The organism is Nocardia sp. NPDC059236, from assembly GCF_042754085.1.
Lineage (GTDB): Bacteria > Actinomycetota > Actinomycetes > Mycobacteriales > Mycobacteriaceae > Nocardia.
Map to the genome: position 1 here is coordinate 309299 of NZ_JBHZAF010000007.1, position 18029 is coordinate 327327.

Annotated in this window: 15 protein-coding genes; 6 read left to right on the forward strand and 9 right to left on the reverse strand. The window is 69.9% G+C overall.

The annotated features are described in order from the left end of the window. Nucleotides 1-7: 7 nt before the first annotated feature. Nucleotides 8-3592 carry an AAA domain-containing protein gene (locus ACFXIV_RS20775; RefSeq protein ID WP_379394137.1) on the reverse strand — a complete coding sequence of 1195 codons (3585 nt, stop codon included), beginning with the start codon at nt 3590-3592 and terminating at the stop codon, nt 8-10. A 391-nt stretch (nt 3593-3983) separates the two neighbouring features. Between ACFXIV_RS20775 and ACFXIV_RS20780 the strand changes: the two genes are divergently transcribed. Further along, on the forward strand, nt 3984-4706 hold the full coding sequence (locus ACFXIV_RS20780; RefSeq protein ID WP_379394139.1) for an alpha/beta hydrolase: 723 nt from the start codon (nt 3984-3986) through the stop codon (nt 4704-4706). Between the two features lie 36 nt (nt 4707-4742). Next, complete coding sequence (locus tag ACFXIV_RS20785; protein WP_379394141.1) at nt 4743-5270, forward strand: gamma carbonic anhydrase family protein; 528 nt, start codon at nt 4743-4745, stop codon at nt 5268-5270. Here ACFXIV_RS20785 and ACFXIV_RS20790 read toward each other — a convergent pair. After that, entirely contained in the window at nt 5264-5911 is a 648-nt protein-coding gene (locus ACFXIV_RS20790) for a phosphoribosyltransferase (RefSeq protein WP_379394356.1), read from the reverse strand. The two genes, ACFXIV_RS20785 and ACFXIV_RS20790, sit on opposite strands and share 7 nt — an antisense overlap. Before the next feature lie 165 nt (nt 5912-6076). After that, entirely contained in the window at nt 6077-6937 is an 861-nt protein-coding gene (locus ACFXIV_RS20795; RefSeq protein ID WP_379394358.1) for a carbon-nitrogen hydrolase family protein, read from the reverse strand. A gap of 215 nt (nt 6938-7152) precedes the next feature. Between ACFXIV_RS20795 and ACFXIV_RS20800 the strand changes: the two genes are divergently transcribed. Next, the gene (locus ACFXIV_RS20800) at nt 7153-8949 is read left to right on the forward strand and encodes a DEAD/DEAH box helicase (RefSeq protein ID WP_379394143.1); all 1797 of its coding nucleotides are present in this window, start codon (nt 7153-7155) and stop codon (nt 8947-8949) included. A gap of 81 nt (nt 8950-9030) precedes the next feature. On the opposite strand, the gene ACFXIV_RS20805 is transcribed toward ACFXIV_RS20800, so the two are convergent. Beyond that, entirely contained in the window at nt 9031-9783 is a 753-nt protein-coding gene (locus ACFXIV_RS20805) for a hypothetical protein (RefSeq protein ID WP_379394145.1), read from the reverse strand. Between the two features lie 228 nt (nt 9784-10011). Here ACFXIV_RS20805 and ACFXIV_RS20810 point away from each other — a divergent pair, with 228 nt between their 5' ends. Both ACFXIV_RS20810 and ACFXIV_RS20815 read left to right on the forward strand, forming a co-directional pair. Continuing rightward, nucleotides 10012-11181, forward strand: a complete 1170-nt coding sequence (locus ACFXIV_RS20810) for an acyl-CoA dehydrogenase family protein (protein ID WP_379394147.1) — start codon at nt 10012-10014, stop codon at nt 11179-11181. 9 nt (nt 11182-11190) lie between these two features. Next, nucleotides 11191-12318 carry an acyl-CoA dehydrogenase family protein gene (locus tag ACFXIV_RS20815; RefSeq protein WP_379394149.1) on the forward strand — a complete coding sequence of 376 codons (1128 nt, stop codon included), beginning with the start codon at nt 11191-11193 and terminating at the stop codon, nt 12316-12318. 225 nt (nt 12319-12543) lie between these two features. Here ACFXIV_RS20815 and ACFXIV_RS20820 read toward each other — a convergent pair whose 3' ends face one another. Beyond that, complete coding sequence (locus tag ACFXIV_RS20820) at nt 12544-13038, reverse strand: hypothetical protein (RefSeq protein ID WP_379394151.1); 495 nt, start codon at nt 13036-13038, stop codon at nt 12544-12546. Between the two features lie 303 nt (nt 13039-13341). Here ACFXIV_RS20820 and ACFXIV_RS20825 point away from each other — a divergent pair, with 303 nt between their 5' ends. Then, entirely contained in the window at nt 13342-13587 is a 246-nt protein-coding gene (locus ACFXIV_RS20825) for a hypothetical protein (protein WP_379394153.1), read from the forward strand. A gap of 11 nt (nt 13588-13598) precedes the next feature. Here the strand turns inward: ACFXIV_RS20825 and ACFXIV_RS20830 are convergent, their stop codons facing one another. The 4 genes from ACFXIV_RS20830 to ACFXIV_RS20845 all read right to left on the reverse strand — a co-directional run bounded on the left by ACFXIV_RS20830 (nt 13599) and on the right by ACFXIV_RS20845 (nt 17808). Continuing rightward, nucleotides 13599-14525: a hydroxymethylglutaryl-CoA lyase gene (locus ACFXIV_RS20830; RefSeq protein ID WP_379394155.1), complete on the reverse strand. Its 927-nt coding sequence runs from the start codon at nt 14523-14525 to the stop codon at nt 13599-13601. Then, nucleotides 14522-15733 (reverse strand): CaiB/BaiF CoA transferase family protein, encoded by a 1212-nt coding sequence (locus tag ACFXIV_RS20835; RefSeq protein WP_379394157.1) that lies wholly within the window; start codon nt 15731-15733, stop codon nt 14522-14524. Before ACFXIV_RS20835 ends, ACFXIV_RS20830 begins: the two co-directional genes overlap by 4 nt. 206 nt (nt 15734-15939) lie before the next feature. After that, nucleotides 15940-16890 carry a TauD/TfdA dioxygenase family protein gene (locus ACFXIV_RS20840; RefSeq protein WP_379394159.1) on the reverse strand — a complete coding sequence of 317 codons (951 nt, stop codon included), beginning with the start codon at nt 16888-16890 and terminating at the stop codon, nt 15940-15942. A gap of 147 nt (nt 16891-17037) precedes the next feature. After that, nucleotides 17038-17808, reverse strand: a complete 771-nt coding sequence (locus ACFXIV_RS20845) for a deoxyribonuclease IV (protein WP_364607337.1) — start codon at nt 17806-17808, stop codon at nt 17038-17040. Nucleotides 17809-18029: the final 221 nt, after the last annotated feature.

Here is an 18029-nt window from a genome sequence, read left to right on the forward strand (position 1 = left end):
GCCCGGGCTAGACCCGGTCGAGCTGCAGCACCGCGGCCAGGTCGGACAGCTCGGCGGTGGTGGCCGGGAGGTATTCGGTCAGCAGCGGCGAGCGCACGATGATCGCCGACCACATGGCCCGCGAGATCGCGCTGGTCAGCCAGTGCCGCGACAGCAGCGCGCCGATCCCGTGCGGGGCGTCCTCGGGCGCGGAGGTGGTCATGGAGACCAGCACCACCGCGGCCTCGCGGCCCTGGAAGTGGTCGGGTGTGCCGACCAGGACGTCCTCGATGCGGGCCCGCGACAGCAGGGTCCGGATGCGCGCCACCTGGGCGTGGTAGGGGGCCACCACCAGGATGTCGTGCGGATGCAGGCGGCGGGTGAGTGCGCCGGTGTGCCAGGGCAATCCGAGCAGCGTGCGCACCTGGCGCACGATTTCCCGTGCCTCCTCGGCGGATTCGGTGCTGTTGCCGTGATGCTCCACCGGCACGGTGCGCACGCCGGGCGGAATGCCGTCGAGTTCCCGTGCGAGGGTGACGGTTTCATTGGAGCGCAGCCGATTGTCGTAGCGCAGGCGCGACACCGGGCCACACATGCGCGGGTGCATGCGCCAGGTGCGGTCCAGGAAGTAGCCGTAGGCGGCGGGCAGGGTGCGGTGCGCGCCGAGCAGCCGGCCCAGCACGGATTCGGCGATCGGCTCGGGATGCGCGCCGTGTCCCGTCGGCGGCGCGGGGTCGCCGACCAGCAGTAGATTCCGGGCGCACACGGCCACGGCCACCGCCTCGGCCAGCGGGAACTTCCCGGCGTCCACGATGACCAGCAGGTCCAGGCTGTCGCGCGCGATGCGCTCGGGATCGGTGAAGTCGCTCGAGAGTCCGCCCACCACACAGCCGTTCACGGCATTGTCGAGGAAGCGCGGATAGCGCGAGGCCTCGATGGGCAGCCATTCCGGCGCCACCGCCCGGCTGTCGGCCTTGGCGACCAGCTCCGGCAGCACGCCCACCTGCACCACGGCGTCGAGCACGTGCTCGACCACCTGGTGCGAGCGCGCCACCACGCCGACCCGCCACCGGTAGCGGGTGACGAGCCGTTCCACGGCGCGCGCGGTGGTGTCGGTCTTGCCGGTGCCGGGCGGGCCCTGCACGGCCACATACGAATTGTCGAGATCCAGGACGGCGGCGGTGACGGCGGCGGCGTGATCGCCGAACACCTCGGGCAACGCCGCGCCCGCGCGCAGTCTCGGCGGGCGGCGGCACAGGATGTCGAAGACGGCGGTCTCGGGCACCTGGGGGAGGGTCACCAGCAGCTGATGTGCGGTGTCCTCCAAGGCTTCCGCGAGATGGATGTCGTGGCCGGGCGGGCAGGGCGCGATGGCCGAGGGCAGCTCGTCGTAGGGTTCGCAGCCCACTGGGAGTATCTCCACCACCCGCACCACGTCCTCGAAATTGGTGTCCAGCGCGCAGCCGAGGACGGTGGCGTGTGCCGTCGCGCGCAGGCCCGGGATGACCCTCATGCCGGGCGCGGGGCGGTCGTAGAGGGTGAGCACCGCCGTGCCCGGGGGCGGTGCGTTGCCGGTGCCCAGCCGGCCGGTGAGGGTCAGGTAGCGCCGCATGGGCTGCTGGCCGGTGCCGTGCCAGTCGGTGTCGACCGAACCGGAGTCGGCGACGAGAACCCCTGCGGTGTCGGCCCATTCGGCCACCGGATGGTCGAGCCGGTCGTCGTGCGCCCAGCGCAGCGGCCGCCGCTCGCGCCGGTGATAGCCCAGCGCCGCCGCCGCGAGCCCGGCCGCCTCCTGCGCCGGGCCGCGCTCCTCGCCGCCGCTCTCCGCGAATTCCCGCAGGGCCGCCTCGATTTCGTCGGGCCCGGTCTCGGCGTAGTCGTAGGACCACCGCCGGCTGGGCCGGACCTCGTGCCCGGCGGCCAGCTCGAGCAGCCAATCCCGCAGCCGCAGTACGGCTTCCGCGCCGCCGCCGCTCTCCTCCTGATTGGGCGGCAGCTGGTGCAGGTCGTAGGAGCGCTCGCCGACCACCAGTGCCGCCCGCACCACCGGGTAAAGGTCGGCCAGTGAGGGCAGCAGCTCCGCCACCACATCCTCACCCTCGGAATCGCGTTCGCCGATGGCGTGCAGCAGGCCGCGCAGATCGCCGCGATAGTGGTGGATCCGCAGGTCCGGGCATTCGCGCTGGCGCTCGATCAGGAACTCCAGCAGCGCGTCCGCGTCGTCGCGGCGGCGGGAACGGCTCCCGGGACCGAGGGTGTCCGGGCCGTCGGCTCGAATGACGAAGGTGCGCGCCGGTTTCGGCACGGCGGGCGCGGGCACGAATCCCAGCGCGACCGTGCTCACCCCGGGCCCCTGCTCGAAGGTCGCGACCGCGGCGCTGCCGCGCTGTTCGGCGAACTGCTCGCCGTCGGCCGACTCCGCCGGTTCCTGGACGAATATCGCCGGCGCGGACGAGGTTTCGGCCACGCGGAGGGCCTGTGCGGCCGGGTAGTCCGCCGGCGCCCGGTCGGCCGGCTCGAGCGCGCTGATCTGCACGATCACATCGCCTGCGGTGCGGGCGATTCCGGACCCCGCGCGCGGGAGGTCGGCGGTGTCGGGCGGATTGACCGGGGTGACGCTGACGAACAGGTCGCCACGGGTCGGCGCGGGCAGGGCGGCCAGCGCGGCCGGATCGATGAGGGCGTGCACCGGACGGCCGGTGCGCTCGCGCAGGATCTGGACCTCGGCCTGGCGGCGCAGGGTGGTCAGGGTGGCGGACGGGATGCCGGTGACGGCGGCGTCGGCGACGGCCAGCCGGTCCACGGTGGTGATCCCCGCGTCCCGCAGGTGGGCGCGGGTGGCCGGGCGCATGCCCGCCACCAGCAGCAGATCCCGGCGGGTCTCGAGTTCGGTCGTACAGGTGGGGCAGTGGCCGCAGGCCAGGAAGCGCCGGTCCCCCCACTGCACGGGGAGCAGCTCGCCGAGTTTGGTGTCGACGATGCGGTTCAGCCGCGCTCGCCGGGCCTGGTAGACGACCGCCATGTCCGCGAGCGTGTACGTGACCGGGACGCCGTCCTCCCACACCCGCACCTGCGGCGCGGACCGGAAACCGTTGCGCCGCAGTGCCTCTGCGGTGGCCGCCAGGCCCAGCAGGGTCGCGATCCCGCCGCGCCGGCCCGCCACCCCGGCCACGATGTAGTCGTGTCCCTCGGGCGCGTGATCGCGCACCAGGAATTCGCAGCGCGCCACGAAGTCCCCGTCGAACACCACGCCGCCCGCGACCGCCTCGGCCTCCGCCCGCAGTGCCGTCAGCGTCCGGTCGTGCGCGTCCCGCAGTCCGGCCAGCGCGCGCTCGCGCAGGTCCTCGGAGACGAGCGCGGTGGTGGCGAGGGCGTCGGCCGCGGGCTCGGACAGGCGGATGCGGGTGACGCCCGGCCCGTACCGGTCGCGTAGGTCGGCGAGGCGGTGTTCGACGGCCGGGTCGGGGGTGTGCGTGAGCGTGCCGGGCGACGGGAACTCGACCGGCGTCACCAGTCCCAGTTCGGCGTCGAGCGCGCGCAGCAGCGCGAACTCACAACGCGCCGCCGCCACCAGGTCTCCGGTGCTGCACACGACACGATCACCGAACAGCATCAATCGCGGCCCTCCTGTGCCTCTCCTCCGCCGACACCCGCACCCGGCCGGGGTCTCGTCGTCACGTGGCCGAGTCGGGCCATAGCGTAATGACTACAGGCGGTGTGATGTGCTGCCAGGTGCGGCCCGCGCACCGGTCCGGACCCGTCATGACCCGCCCACGTCAGCACGCGTTTGCGGGCGATGTTGGGAGACAACGCGACTCGCGCGCGCGGCAGCCGCCGACAGCGGCTCGAGGCCCGGTCGGACACCAGAAATCGGATCGCCATTCCGGCGTGTCGCCCTGCGGACCGCCCGGCGGCGCGTCGCTGTCCGGCAGGTTCGCTCGTTACTCGCCAGTCGCTTGTTTCGAGCGGCCCCGCAACCCGAACGCGTCTGTCACAATCTGCCGATGCTCTACCTAGCGGGCGCTCGCGGCCGCCTTCACTACCGCCGATGGCAGCTCGATGATGCACAGGCGGTCATGGCGTTCTTACCCGGAATCGGCCAGCACAGCGCGCACTACCACCGATTCGCCCGGGCGCTGGCCGCCCGCGGCATCGAACTCTGGGCCCTGGACACCTCCGGGCACGGACTCAGCGAAGGAGATCCCGAAAGGCCGGGCACCATCCACGAGCTGGCCGCCGACGCCCGGCTGTTCCTGGACCAGGTGCACGCACACGCGACTTCCACCCCGTTCCTGATGGGTCACTCCCTGGGCGCGGCCACCACGCTGGCCGTACTGCGCGACGCGCAGCCGGGCGACTTCGCCGGACTGGTGCTGTGCGGGACGCCCAAGGCGGTGCTGGAGGGCAGGTCCCCGAAGTCCGCCCGCGGCGCCGAACCCGCGAATCGTGCTCGCGCCCAGGGCGGTTCCCGCTCGCGCGCCGCACTGGCGACCGAGCACGAGTCGGACTGGCCGGGACCGCGGCTGCCCGAGGGCCTGCCGGTGCTGATCGTGCACGGCGCGGACGATCGCCGGGCGCCGGTGGAACCGGTGCGGGAGTGGTCGGCCCAGGTCGGCGCGCGTTTCCACACCTACCCCAATGCCGGCCACGACCTGCTGCACGAGCCCGCGCACGCCGAGGTCACCGCGGAGATCGTCGAATTCGTGCACGCCCGCTCGCTGGTCTGAGGGATTCGCGCCGGTCCTGAGGATTACGGTGAGGGCGTGCCCCTCTACGAATTCGAAGGCAAGCGCCCGACGGTCGATCCGACCGCGTTCATCGCGCCCACCGCGACCCTGATCGGCGATGTGCGCGTCGAGGCGGGCGCCTCGGTCTGGTACGGCGCGGTGCTGCGTGCGGACCTGGCGCCCATCATCATTCGGGAACGCGCGAACGTGCAGGACAACGCCGTGATCCACGTGCCGCAGGACGTCACCGTGGAGATCGGCGCGGGTTCGACGATCGCGCATTCGGTGGTGTTCCACGGCGCGACGCTGGGCGCGGAATCGATTGTGGGCAACGGCAGTACGGTCCTGGACATGGCCAAGATCGGCAGCGGCGTCATGATCGCCGCGCACTCGCTGGTCGGCCCGGGGCAGGAGATTCCCGACGGCGTGCTGGCCGCCGGCTCACCCGCTCAGGTCAAGAAACCGCTCGCGGGCACCCCGGCCGAACTGTGGGTCAAGACCAATCCGAGCTTCTACGCCGACCTCGCGCAGCGACACCGCACGGGCATCACCGAGATTCACTGATCCGCATCCCGGGAAGCGGTGGGGCGCAACAGCTTCACCACTTCCGCATCGGTGAGCTGATGGAAGTCCCGGTAGGCCCCGCCCACTCCGCCGAGGGCGCGCGGCACCAGCGGGCACACCACCTCGTCGGCGATCTCCCGGATCCGGTGCAGCGCTTCGACCGAGGACACCGGCACCGCCACCACCACCCGGCGCGGCTCGTGCAGCCCGGCGATCTCACAGGCGGCGGCGACGGTCGCGCCGGTCGCCATGCCGTCGTCCACGATCACCACGGTCCGGTCCTTCAGGTCGATCGGCGGCCCGGCCCGCAGTATCCCGCGGCGGCGCTCCAGCTCGGCCCGCTCGACGATCTCGATGTCCGCCAGCTGATCGGGCGTCACCCCGGTATGCCGCACCACGTCGTAGTTCAGCACCCGGACGTCGTCCTCCCCGATGGCCCCCATGGCCAGTTCCGGCTGCCACGGCACCCCGAGCTTGCGCACCAGCAGCACATCGAGGTCGCCGCCGATCACATCGCGCACCGCCACGGCCACCGGCACCCCGCCCCGGGGCAGCCCCAGCACCAGCGGATCCGCCGCGCGCAGGTGCCCCAGCACCCCACCCAGCGCGCGTCCGGCGGCCGCCCGATCCGGATAGATCATCGCTCTGTCCATTTTGCCCCTCCGCTTCGCTCCGGGGCAGGGTTCGCGGCCCTGAGGTCTCGATTCTTCCCTCCCTACGCGCCTCCGCTTCGCTCCGTCGCTCCAAGGCGGAGGTCTATCAAGCCGCAGTCCAGAATCGAGACGGCCGCGAACCCGTGGGTGGCTCTACTCTCCGCGGATTGTGTAGCGGCGTAATGCCAGGCTCGGATTCGTGGTGCGGACCGCGGCGAGGTGGTGCAGGTCGATGTGGGCGGTGGCGATGCCCGGCTGGTCGCCGAGTTCGGCCAGCATCGCGCCGGTGGGGGAGACGATCATGGAGGCGCCGGACCCGCGCGGGGCGGCCTGGTCGGCGGCGGCGACGTACATTGTGTTCTCGATGGCCCGGGCGCGCAGCAGCGTGGTCCACTGATCGACCTTGCCGGGACCGGGAATCCACTGCGCGGGCAGCAGCAGGACGTGCGCGCCCGCGGCGGCCAGCCGGCGAACGCCTTCGGGGAAGCGCAGATCGAAGCAGGTCTGCAGCCCGAACACCACGCCGTCCACGGTGAAGGCCGGGGACTGGTCCAAGGGGCCGGGGATGAGCAGATCGGATTCGCGCGATCCGAAAGCGTCGTACAGGTGCACCTTCCGGTAGACGGCCGCGAATTCGGCGTCGGGGGAGGCGGCGACCAGGGTGTTGTAGACGTGCCCGGCGGGCTGGTCCGGGCCCCCGGACTCGACCACGCCCGCGACCACGTGCACCCCGAATTCGGCTGCGATACCGCGCAATCCGGTGACGAACGGTCCGGTGAGCGGTTCCGCGGCGGCCAGCACCCGATCGTCGAGGCGCTTGGTGGCGAACATCGAATACTCGGGCGCCACCACCACCTTCGCTCCGAGTTCGCTGGCGGCCCTGACCTCCGCGCGCAGGGCGGTGAGATTGGCCACGGTGTCGGTGTACGGATCGAACTGCACCACCGCCACGTCCACCGACCCGGCCGGTTCGGTCCCGGCGGGCCGCTCGGCCGCGCCGGCCGTTTCGTGCACGGCCGTCACCACTGCTCCCGAGCTGCCCGCATCGGCGGTGGCCAGGGTCCCGGTGACGTAGTTGCGAGCGGGAGCGGGTTCGGGATTTCCGAGTCCGGACACGGAACTCGAGGGCGTCGGGGCGGCGGGCGCGGGCGGGTTGTCCGGTTGCACGACTCCCAGGGTATTCACCCGATGGTCAAGCCCGCAGCTAGCAGGCAGTAAAATCCGTGGCAATGAGTACCTCACCGGCCGACAGCGTTCCCACTGACGACGAGAGGGACGTTTCCGGCCCGTCCTTCGCTGATTTGGGTATCGATGACCGCATTCTGCGGGCCATCGCCGATGTCGGCTACGAATCGCCGTCGCCCATCCAGGCGGCGACGATTCCGCCGTTGCTCGACGGCGCGGACGTGGTGGGCCTGGCCCAGACCGGTACCGGCAAGACCGCGGCCTTCGCCATCCCGATCCTCATGGGCATCGAGATGACCGGCAAGGCCCCGAAGGCGCTGGTGCTGGCCCCGACCCGGGAGCTGGCCATCCAGGTCGCCGAGGCGTTCGGCCGCTACGCGGTGCACATGCCCGGCCTGCATGTGCTGCCGATCTACGGCGGTCAGAACTACGCGGTGCAGCTGTCCGGTCTGAAGCGCGGTGCGCAGGTGGTCGTCGGTACGCCGGGCCGCGTCATCGACCACCTCGAGCGCGGCACCCTGGACCTGTCGCAGCTGCAGTACCTGGTGCTCGACGAGGCCGACGAGATGCTCAAGATGGGCTTCCAGGACGATGTCGAGCGCATCCTCGCCGACACGCCCGACGAGAAGCAGGTCGCGCTGTTCTCCGCGACCATGCCGTCGGCCATCCGCAAGATCTCCAAGCAGTACCTGAAGAACCCGACCGAGATCACCGTCAAGACCAAGACGTCGACGAACACCAATATCACCCAGCGCTGGGTGCTGGTGTCGTATCAGCGCAAGCTGGACGCGCTGACCCGCATCCTCGAGGTCGAATCCTTCGAGGCCATGATCATTTTCGTGCGCACCAAGCAGGCCACCGAGGAGCTGGCCGAAAAGCTGCGCGCGCGTGGGTATTCCGCGGCCGCCATCAACGGCGACATCGCGCAGGCACAGCGTGAGCGCACCATCGGCCAGCTCAAGTCCGGTGTGCTCGACATCCTGGTCGCCACCGACGTGGCCGCGCGCGGCCTGGACGTGGAACGCATCTCGCACGTCGTCAACTACGACATCCCGCACGACACCGAGTCCTACGTGCACCGCATCGGCCGCACCGGCCGCGCGGGCCGCTCCGGTGACGCGCTGCTGTTCGTGGCCCCGCGCGAGCGCCGGCTGCTCGACGCCATCGAGCGCGCCACCCGCCAGCAGGTCACCGAGATGCAGCTGCCCAGCGTCGAGGACGTGAACGCCCAGCGCGTGCAGAAGTTCGGCGACACCATCACCGAGAATCTGACCTCGGTCAATCTGCCGTTGTTCCGCAAGCTGATCGAGGACTACGAGCGCGAGCACAATATCCCGCTGGTGGATATCGCCGCAGCGCTGGCGGTGGGCGGCCACGACGGCGACAACTTCTTCATGGAGCCCGATCCGGAGCCGACGGCGCGCGAGCGCCGCGAACGCGCCCCGCGTTCCTTCGACGACCGCGAACGCGGTCCCCGCGAGCGTCGCGAGCCGAGTGGCCCGTCCCGGCATCGCGCGACCGGCGCGGAGCTTGTCACCTATCGCATCTCGGTCGGCAAGCGCCACAAGGTCGCCCCCGGCGCGATCGTGGGTGCCATCGCCAATGAGGGTGGCCTGCGCCGCAGCGACTTCGGCCACATCAGCATCCGTCCTGACCACTCGCTGGTGGAGCTGCCGGCCGATCTGTCCAAGGAAACCCTGAATGCTTTGAGCCGTACCCGGATCAGTGGTCAGCTCATCGATCTCCAGCTGGACCAGGGCCCGCCCGGAGGGCGCTCCATGAGCCGCGCCCCGCGCCGCGAGGGCAAGCGCCCGGAGGCCCGGCGCAAGCCGCGGTTCTGAGCCTGCCGCTCGAAACGATCAACGCCCGCATCCGGAAGGGATGCGGGCGTTGCGTTTTCGAGGGTGCGGCGTTGCCGTGGGTCAGTTGGTTCCGAGCGCGCCCGCGGCGGGGGCGGCGTCGGGGGCCTGTGCCGGAGCCGCCGGGGTCGGCGGCGTGGCCGAGGTGGCCGGGGCCGAGGCGTCCGGGGTGGCGGGGACCGCGGGCTGGGCGGGCGGGGTGTCGGACACGGTGAACAGGCCGACGGTCGGCAGCACCACGCAGCGCGCGCCCGGGTAGTCGATGGTGCCCCACAGCGAGGCGACGACGGTGCCCGCGCCGGCGTCGACGGTCTTCGACAGCGAGGGCAGGTTGTACTCGGTCTGGTCGTCGAGGGCGGTGATGCCGCTGCGGCCGTTGTTCACATTGAGCCAGGCCACGCTCAGGCCGGAGGCGGTCGGAAAACCGTTCTGCTGCGCCATGACCTGGAAGCTGACATTGCCGGGCGGCAGCGACACCGAGGCGTTGGGACCGGTGACGCCGGTGACGGCCACCGCCGAGGTCAGGCTGAACGGCATGTTGAAGCCGCAGCCGAGGGTGGGCGCCAGGTACGAGAACGGCGTGAACTGAACGTTTTCCAGCTTCGCGGCGGCGATCAGCTGGGCCGATCGGGCGATGTCGGCGACCGCGGCCCGGCCGTCGGCATTGTCGCCGACGGCCTGGGTGAGCTGGTCGATGCCGGTCTCGACGGGCGTCTTCGGCTGGTCGGCGGTGGCCGCGCTGGTCGCGCCGACGGTGGCCGCGGCCGTGAGGGCGGCGACCGCCAGGGCGCGCCGGGACAGAGTCCAACCGTTCACTCGTGCTGCTCCTGCGTCGATATTCTCGCCGAGCCACAACAGCCCGACGTCCCGGAATACGGGTATCGGATTCCTGGGCAACCTACCAGCTCAGCGTGAGAGCCGGTATGTCGAGTCGCTGCGAGCCGAGCACCCCGGGCCGTCCGGTCGGTGTGATCCGGGTGACAATCAGACCATTACCGGGGGGTAAGTTTGATGACGACATCACAGCGACGCTCGGGAGAAGCAATGAAGCTGGCCCTATCACCCGATGAGGTGAAATTCCGGGACGACCTGCGCGAGGTCTACCGGACCAAGATCCCGGCGGAGATCCGTGACCGCATGAAGTACGGTCACGAGCTCTCTCGCGATGACATCGTCACCACCCACCGCATCCTCAACGAGAACGGCCTGGCCGTGCCCAAGTGGCCGGTGCAGTGGGGCGGCCGCGACTGGTCGCCCATGCAGCTGCACATCTGGGAGGACGAGATGCAGCTGGCCTCGGTGCCGGAGCCGCTCACCTTCAACGCCCAGATGATCGGCCCGGTCATCGCCCAGTTCGGCTCCGAGGAGCTCAAGCAGCGCTTTCTGCCGGCCACCGCCAATCTCGACATCTGGTGGTGCCAGGGCTTTTCCGAGCCCGACGCGGGCTCGGACCTGGCGGCGGTGCGCACCACCGCGGTGCGCGACGGCGACTCCTACATCGTCAACGGCCAGAAGATCTGGACCACCCTGGCCCAGTACGCCGACTGGATCTTCTGCCTGGTGCGCACCGACCCGACCGTCAAGAAGCAGGCCGGTATCTCGATGCTGCTCTTCGACGTCAAGAGCCCCGGCGTGACCATCCGGCCGATCAAGCTCATCGACGGCCACCACGAGGTCAACGAGGTCTTCTTCGAGAACGTCCGGGTGCCCGCCGATCAGCTGGTCGGCGAGGAGAACATGGGCTGGACCTACGCCAAGTTCCTGCTGGGCAACGAGCGCACCGGCATCACCGGTGTGGGCCGCACCAAGGTGAAGCTGGGCGTCGCGAAAGAGTATGCGGCGCAGATCCGTTCGGGCAGCGGCACGCTGCTCGAGGATCCGGCGTTCGCCGCTCGCGTGGCCGAGATCGAGAACGAGCTGCTGGCGCTGGAGCTCACGCTCATGCGCGTGGTCTCCAATTCCAATGACGGCAAGCCGAATCCGGCCTCCTCGGTGCTGAAGCTGCGCGGTTCGGAGCTGCAGCAGGCCGCCACCGAGCTGCTGCTGGACGTCGCCGGGCCGGACGCGCTGCCGGTGAACGCCGGGGACATCGCCTCGCCCGGCTGGGCGCAGCGCAGCGGTCCCGGCTATCTCAACTTCCGCAAGACCACCATCTACGGAGGCTCCAGTGAGGTGCAGCGCACCATCATCGCCTCCACCATTCTCGGATTGTGAGCCGCCGCCATGGATTTCGAACTCACCGATGAACAGGTCATGCTGCGGGACACGGTCCGGGATCTGCTGGGCCGCGCCTACGACCCGGAGACCCGCCTGAAGGTCACCGACACCGACCTCGGCTGGAACCGCGACGTCTGGCGGCAGCTCGCCGAATTGGGCGTCCTCGGACTGGCTTTCGACGAGGAGGACGGCGGTGTGGGCGCCGGGCCGGTCGAGACCATGGTGGTCATGGAGGAGATCGGCCGCCGCAATGCGCCCGAACCCTTCCTCGACGCCGTGCTCGTACCGGGCGGGCTGGTGGCCCGCGCCGGCACCGCCGACCAGCGGCAGCGTGTGCTGCCCGCACTCGTCGGCGGCGAGACCCTGCTGGCCTTCGCGCACCAGGAGCCCGGCACCCGGTGGCCCGCAACCGAACTGGCCACCACCGCGGTCCGCGACGGTGACGGCTATCGGATCACCGGCGTCAAGAACCCCGTCCCGCACGGTGACTGCGCCGATCAGCTGGTGGTCAGCGCCGCCCTTCCCGGCGGCGGCATCGGCCTGTTCCTGATCGCGGCCGACGCCGAGGGCGTCACCGGCACCCCCTACCGCACCTTCGACGAGCGCCGCGGTGCGCAGCTCGAATTCGCCTCCGCCGCAGCCGAACTCCTCGGCGACGGCGGTGACGCGCAGTCGGTGGTGGACGCGGTGGAGGTGGCGGCGCAGGCGAGCCTGTGCGCCGAATCCCTCGGCGCGATGGAAGAGGCCCTGCGGCTGACCGCCGAATACCTGAGGACGCGCAAGCAGTTCGGCGTCACGCTGTCCAAGTTCCAGACCCTGACCCAGCGTGCCGCCAATATGTATGTGTCCCTGGAACTTGCGCGCAGCATGAGCCTGTACGCCACGGCCGCCGTCGCCGACGGTTCCGCCGACCGGGTGGCGGCGTCGCGTGCCCGGATGCAGGTCGGCCGCTCCGCCCGGCACATCGGCCAGGAGTCCATCCAGATGCACGGCGGTATCGGCATCACGACCGAATACCCGGTCAGTCACTACGTGGCCCGCCTCACCGCCATCGCCCGCACCCTGGGTGGCGACCTGGAACACCTGCGCGTTCTCACCGACCGCGTGGGCGACTACACCCTCGTGGAGTTCTGACCCGCACCATCGAGGCCGCGCCCCGCTCCACCCGGACCGGGGCGCTTTGGCCGCCGCAGAATTCACTGGTGCACAGTGGATCTCGGCGTGCTTGTGCTCGCACCTGCTGTCGGTGGTGCCGAGGGGTGCGAAGGTCGGGCCACCGCCGTGGGTCTCGGGGTCGGCGGCACCATGCGGCAGGAGATCTACAAAGACGAACGCGCCCTGACGGATTGGGCCACCGATCTACCCGTCGGAGTTGTCCGAGGCCGGGTGATCCGTCGTCGGGAGGGCGGTCGGCGGGACCGTGGTGACCGGGAGTTCGGTTGTGGCGCGCGGGCTTTCGGTGGTGGCCGGGCGCGTGGTGGTGTGCAAGGGGGTGGAGCGGGTGCTCGCATTCGGATCCGCGGCCGGGTCGTCCGGGGTGCCGGTGACGGTGGAGATCGGCGCGCGCCGGGAGGGCTGGTCGGCGGCCACCCGCCAGGTGGGGGACGGCGGGATGACGACGGCGGGCGTGGTGCTCGCGCTGCTGTTCGTCGAAGTCACCGGCGCTGCTTGCAGATCGGCGTTCAGCGGCGGCGGCGCGACGTAGGTGTCGGTGTGCCCGAGGCCGCAGGCGCCCAGGAGAATGAGCCCGGCCGACACCACGCCGACCGCCGCGGCGGCACCCGCCACGGGCTTGGGCAGGTGACGCAGCGGGGTGAGGCCGCGCTCGTCCGCGCCGGCGTTGCTGCCGTCCATTGGTGGCACTCCTGATTCGTGTCGAGTGGGCTCACCCTAACGGAGGCCGCGGGGCGGGGCCAGGCGGGTGGCCGGTTCGATAACCGGACAGCGCAGGCGATTCCGTAGGCCTCGGAAATATCTCAAACAGCCATGATTCAGATATCGAATTAGTAAACTCGGGGCGTTTTGGGCACGTGTCGTATGGACTTTCCGTTGCAGAGCCGTAATGTGTGTCCAAAGTTACACGTGAGACGCTCGAAATTTGCCGAGGGGCGCGCCGAAGAATCGCGAGACCCGGCGGGCGTCATCGAGGAGTGGATGATGGGTGCATTTTCGGCATCTCCGCTGCGCGCGTCGGCGCGTGCAGGAGAACCTGCGGCCTCCGGGCTGCGGGGGTCGGCAATCCTGGCCCGCGCCGTCGCCTGGCTGATCTTCCTGGGTGGGCTCACCGGCGCGGTACTCGGCATTGCCGGGCTACGCGTCGAAATCACCGTCGCCGGACTGATTCTCGCCTGCACCGCGGGTTTGGTGTTGCTCAAACTTCGGGCCGACACGCACGCTGGCTAATTTTCCGCGAATTAGTCATTTGCGGCAATTACCCATTCGAATGCTTCGGCTTCGGATCGTGCGCCCTCAATCGTCCGGGATCGGTTGGGCTCACCGAGTTCCGTCAGCAACTCTTCGGAAATCCCTACCAGATCCGACAATACGGACGGGGTAAACCATTCCGGACGGGTAGCGAACAGCAGATCCTCGCTCGAGGTGTTGCCGGAGGCGCCCGGCGCGAACGGGCAGCCGCCCAGCCCACCCAGCGAACCGTCCACCACGGCCGCGCCGGCGGCCAGGGCCGCCAGGGAATTCGCGACGCCCATGCCCCAGGTGTCGTGACCGTGAAAAACGATGCGGTGCTGCGGCGTTCCCCAGTCCCCGGTCGCGGCCACCGCCCCGATGAGCGCGCCGACCTGACCCGGATGCGCCTGGCCGAGGGTATCGGCCACCACGATGTCCGCCGACCCCTCGGTGCGCGGATCGGTGGCGATGGCCAGGACCCGCGCGGGATCCACGGGCCCGTCGAATGGGCAGGTGAAAGCCGTTGCCAGACAGAGCTGAATGCGCCCGCCCGCCTCCGCCGCGAGCCGCACCGCCTCCGGCATGGCGGCCAGGCTGTCCTCGGTGGTGCGGCCGATATTGGCCTTGTTGTGCGCGTCCGACACCGAGAAGCAGTACTGGAAATTGCGCACGCCGGCCTCCGCGGCCCGCGCCACGTGCCGGGGTGTGGCCACCCAGACCCAGCAGCGTTCCAGTTCCGCGGGCGTGAGCTGGGCGACCAGCTCGAGCGTATTGGCCATGGGCGGCACCAGATCCGGGCGCGCCATGGATCCGATCTCCAGCTCGGGCACGCCCAGCGCCAGCAGCTGCCGCGCGATCTGCACCTTGCGCTCGGTGGGCAGCACCTTCCCGGTGAGCTGCAGGCCGTCGCGCAGCGTGACATCGCGCAGGGTCATGAGTTCGCCTCCAGGGCATCGATATCGGCGTCGGTCAGGCCGAGCAGGCCGGTGAGCACCTCGCGGGTGTGCTCACCGAGGTCCGGGCCGACATTGCGGATGGGCAGCGATCGGCCGCCGATCACCGGGACGATGCCCGGGAAGCCGACCTCCTTGGGCTCGGGCTCGCCCACGTCCACCCGGAAGGGCTGGATCATATTGCGCGCCCGGTACTGCTCGTCGGAGACGATGTCGGCGGCGGTGTAGATGGGCCCGCACGGAATCGCGGCCGCCTCCAGCACCCCCAGCGCCTCCTCGCGGGTGCGCACCCGTGTCCACTCGGCGATCGAGGCGTCGAGGCGCTCGCGGTGACGCCAGCGTCCGGCATTGTCCTGCAGCTCCGGATCGGCGGCGAGGTCCGGACGGTCGATGACCTGCATGTACCGCTGGAAGATGGCGTCGCCGTTGCCGCCGATGATGATGCTGGTGCCGTCGCTGCACGGATAGGCATTGCTGGGCGCGATGCCCTCCATCCGCCCGCCGACGCGTTCGCGATTGATGCCGTAGGCCAGATAGTCGGGCACCAGGGATTCCATGACCGACAGGATGGATTCGTTGAGCGCCACGTCGATCACGCGCTGCTCCAAGGGAACCCGCTGCACCCGCTCGCGCTGGAACAGCGCCATCACGGTGCCGAACGCGGCGTAGATCCCGGCAATGGAATCGCCGATGGACACGCCGACCCGCACCGGCGGCCGATCCGGATCGCCCACGAGTTCGCGCAACCCGCCGACCGCCTCGGCCACCGCCGCGAAGCCCGGCCGCTGCGCGAGCGGACCGGTCTGGCCGTACGCGGAGATGCGGGTGATGACCAGATTCGGATTGGCCTCGTTGAGCACCTCGGGCCCGAGCCCCCACTTCTCGAGCATCCCGGGCCGGAAGTTCTCCAGCAGCACATCGCACTGTTCGATCAGATCCAGCACGATCCTGCGTCCGGCCTCGGTGCGCAGATCCAGCGTGATGGACTTCTTGTTCCGGTTGACCGTCCGGTACAGCATCGAGGTGTCACCGCCGTAGAGCCGCCAATTCCGCAGCTCATCACCGGTTTTCGGCCGCTCCACCTTGATCACCTCGGCCCCGAAGTCCCCGAGGATCCGTCCGGCCGTCGGCGCGGCCACGTAGTTGCCCAGTTCCAGAACCCGAACGCCGTCGAGCGGCCGAATCTCCATGCCCATAGTCTGCACGATGGGCGTACCCCGAAAACGGCGAAGCCGGTGCGACGGGCGAGAGAGGTGGTGCCCGTCGCACCGGCCGGCCGGCGATCACGGCGCATGGACATCGTGATCGACGGCATCGAGTTGTGTCGGTCCGCAAGGACAGCGGGGTGAGTGGCGGCACCCGCGCGTGCCCGAATTGCGGTGTTCCGCGCCGGGATTCAGGCGGCGGCGGGTGCGACCTCCTCGATGATCGAGTAGTGCTCGGCGTTACCGGTGATGATGGTGCTGGTTTCTCCGTTCACGCCGACCGGGACGTCGCCGGCGAGCGTGATGCGGGTGAGGCGGCGGGGCTGGCCGTCGTAGTCGTCGATGGCGTAGTGCTGGGTGGCGCGGTTGTCCCAGATCGCCACGTCGCCGAGCTGCCAGTTCCAGCGGGTGGTGTTCTCCAACCGGGTGACACGGTTCTGCAGCAGCTGGAACAAGGCCTGCGATTCGGCGGCGGAGAAGCCGACGAAGTTCTTCACGAAATGCCCGAGCAGCAGCGCGCGTTCGCCGGTGACGGGGTGCACGCGCACCACCGGGTGCTCGGTCTCGTAGTAGGTGGACTCGAATTCCTCGCGGTAGGCCTTGATATTGGCCGTCACCTGAGCGTTCTCGCCGCGCGCGACCTCGGTGCGGTCGGCGGCGTAGTCGTAGGCATTGGTGTGGCGGGCGCGCAGGTTCTCGACGAGGGCCTGCAGCGGCGCCGGCAGCGAGTCGTAGGCCGCCACCGTCGAGGCCCAGGTGGTGGAGCCGCCGTAGGACGGCAGGTGCACCGCGCGCAGGATGGACGCCTTCGGAATCCGGTCCACGAAGGTGACATCGGTGTGCCAGCTGTTGGCGCGGCCGTACTCGGAGTCGATGGGCAGCGTCTTGACACCCTTGGAGGTGACGGTCGGGTGCGGGGTGGTCGGTGCGCCCAGCAGCTGCGCGAACTCGTACTGCCCGTCCTCGGTCAGGTGCTCCTGGCCCCGGAAGAAGATGACCTTGTGCTTGTGCAGCGCGTCCTGGATGGCCTGCACGGCCACCGAATCCAGATCGCCGCCCAGTCGCACGCCGTCGATGCGCGCGCCGATCTTGCTGCCCAGCTGCACGACAGTGAGGTTGGATGTTGCGTAATCGACGGACATGCAATGCCTTTCGCCCGATGGAGTCCGGCCCGGATTCGAGCCGTGACCAGCACACCATCGGGGCGTCCGGTGAAACAGGTTCAGGATCAGCCGGATCGAAAGGCTCGTGAGCGAACGCCCGGCGCTACCCGAGGCGTTCGCGGAGAACTACCCGAGGTGTTCGCGCAGATAGGCCAGGTCGTCGGCGACACCGTCGGCGGGGGTCTCCAGGATCACCGGCGCTCCGGCGGTGCGGCACACCTCGGCCAGCAATTGCGGGTCGATGGTTCCGTCGGCGAAGTTGGCGTGCCGGTCCGCGCCCGAATCGAAGGCGTCCCGCGAGGAGTTCAGGTGCACCAGGTCGATGCGCCCGGTGATCCCCTTGATCCGCTCCACGATCCCGACCAGCTCCTCACCGCCCGCCCAGGCGTGGCAGGTGTCGAGGCAGAACCCGGCCCCGAAGTCGCCGACCGCGTCCCACAGCCGCCCGATGTCGTCGAAATACCGTGCCATGGCGTGGTTTCCGCCGGCCGTGTTCTCGATGAGGATGGGCACCGCGAATCCGCCCTTGTCCTGCTGCCGCTCGAACAGCTTGCGCCAGTTGACGAATCCCTCGGCCATCTCCTCGTCGGAGCGCACGTGGCCGCCGTGCACGACCAGCCCGAAGGCGCCCAGCTCGGCGGCGGCCCTGGCCTGCTGCGCCACCGCGTTGCGCGAGGGCATGCGCAGCCGGTTGTTCAGGCTGGCCACATTGATCTGATAGGAGGAGTGCACCACCAGGTCGATATCGCTGGCCTTGATCTCTTCGGCCCGCGGGTGGGGTTGGGGCTTGTCCCAGCTCTGCGGATCCACCACGAACATCTGGATGACGTCGGCCCCGAGCTTCTCGCCGAAGCCGATCGGGTCGCTGTCCATTCGGACGTGAGCTCCAATGCGCATGCGGCCAGCGTATCCCCGACCCCCGACAGCGCAGACGGGGTCACCAGGGGCGATAAGCAAACGTTGAGTGTTGCGTTAGCGGGGTGCGCGTAGATAGTTCGGTAGGCCGCGAATCGGCTACAGTTTCGGTGTTTTCGGATCGGCCCGAACGATCACGCCGATCGTCTGTGGTACCTCGCGCGCTGGTGGGTCCCGGCACGTGGAATGGGAAGTGGGAGATC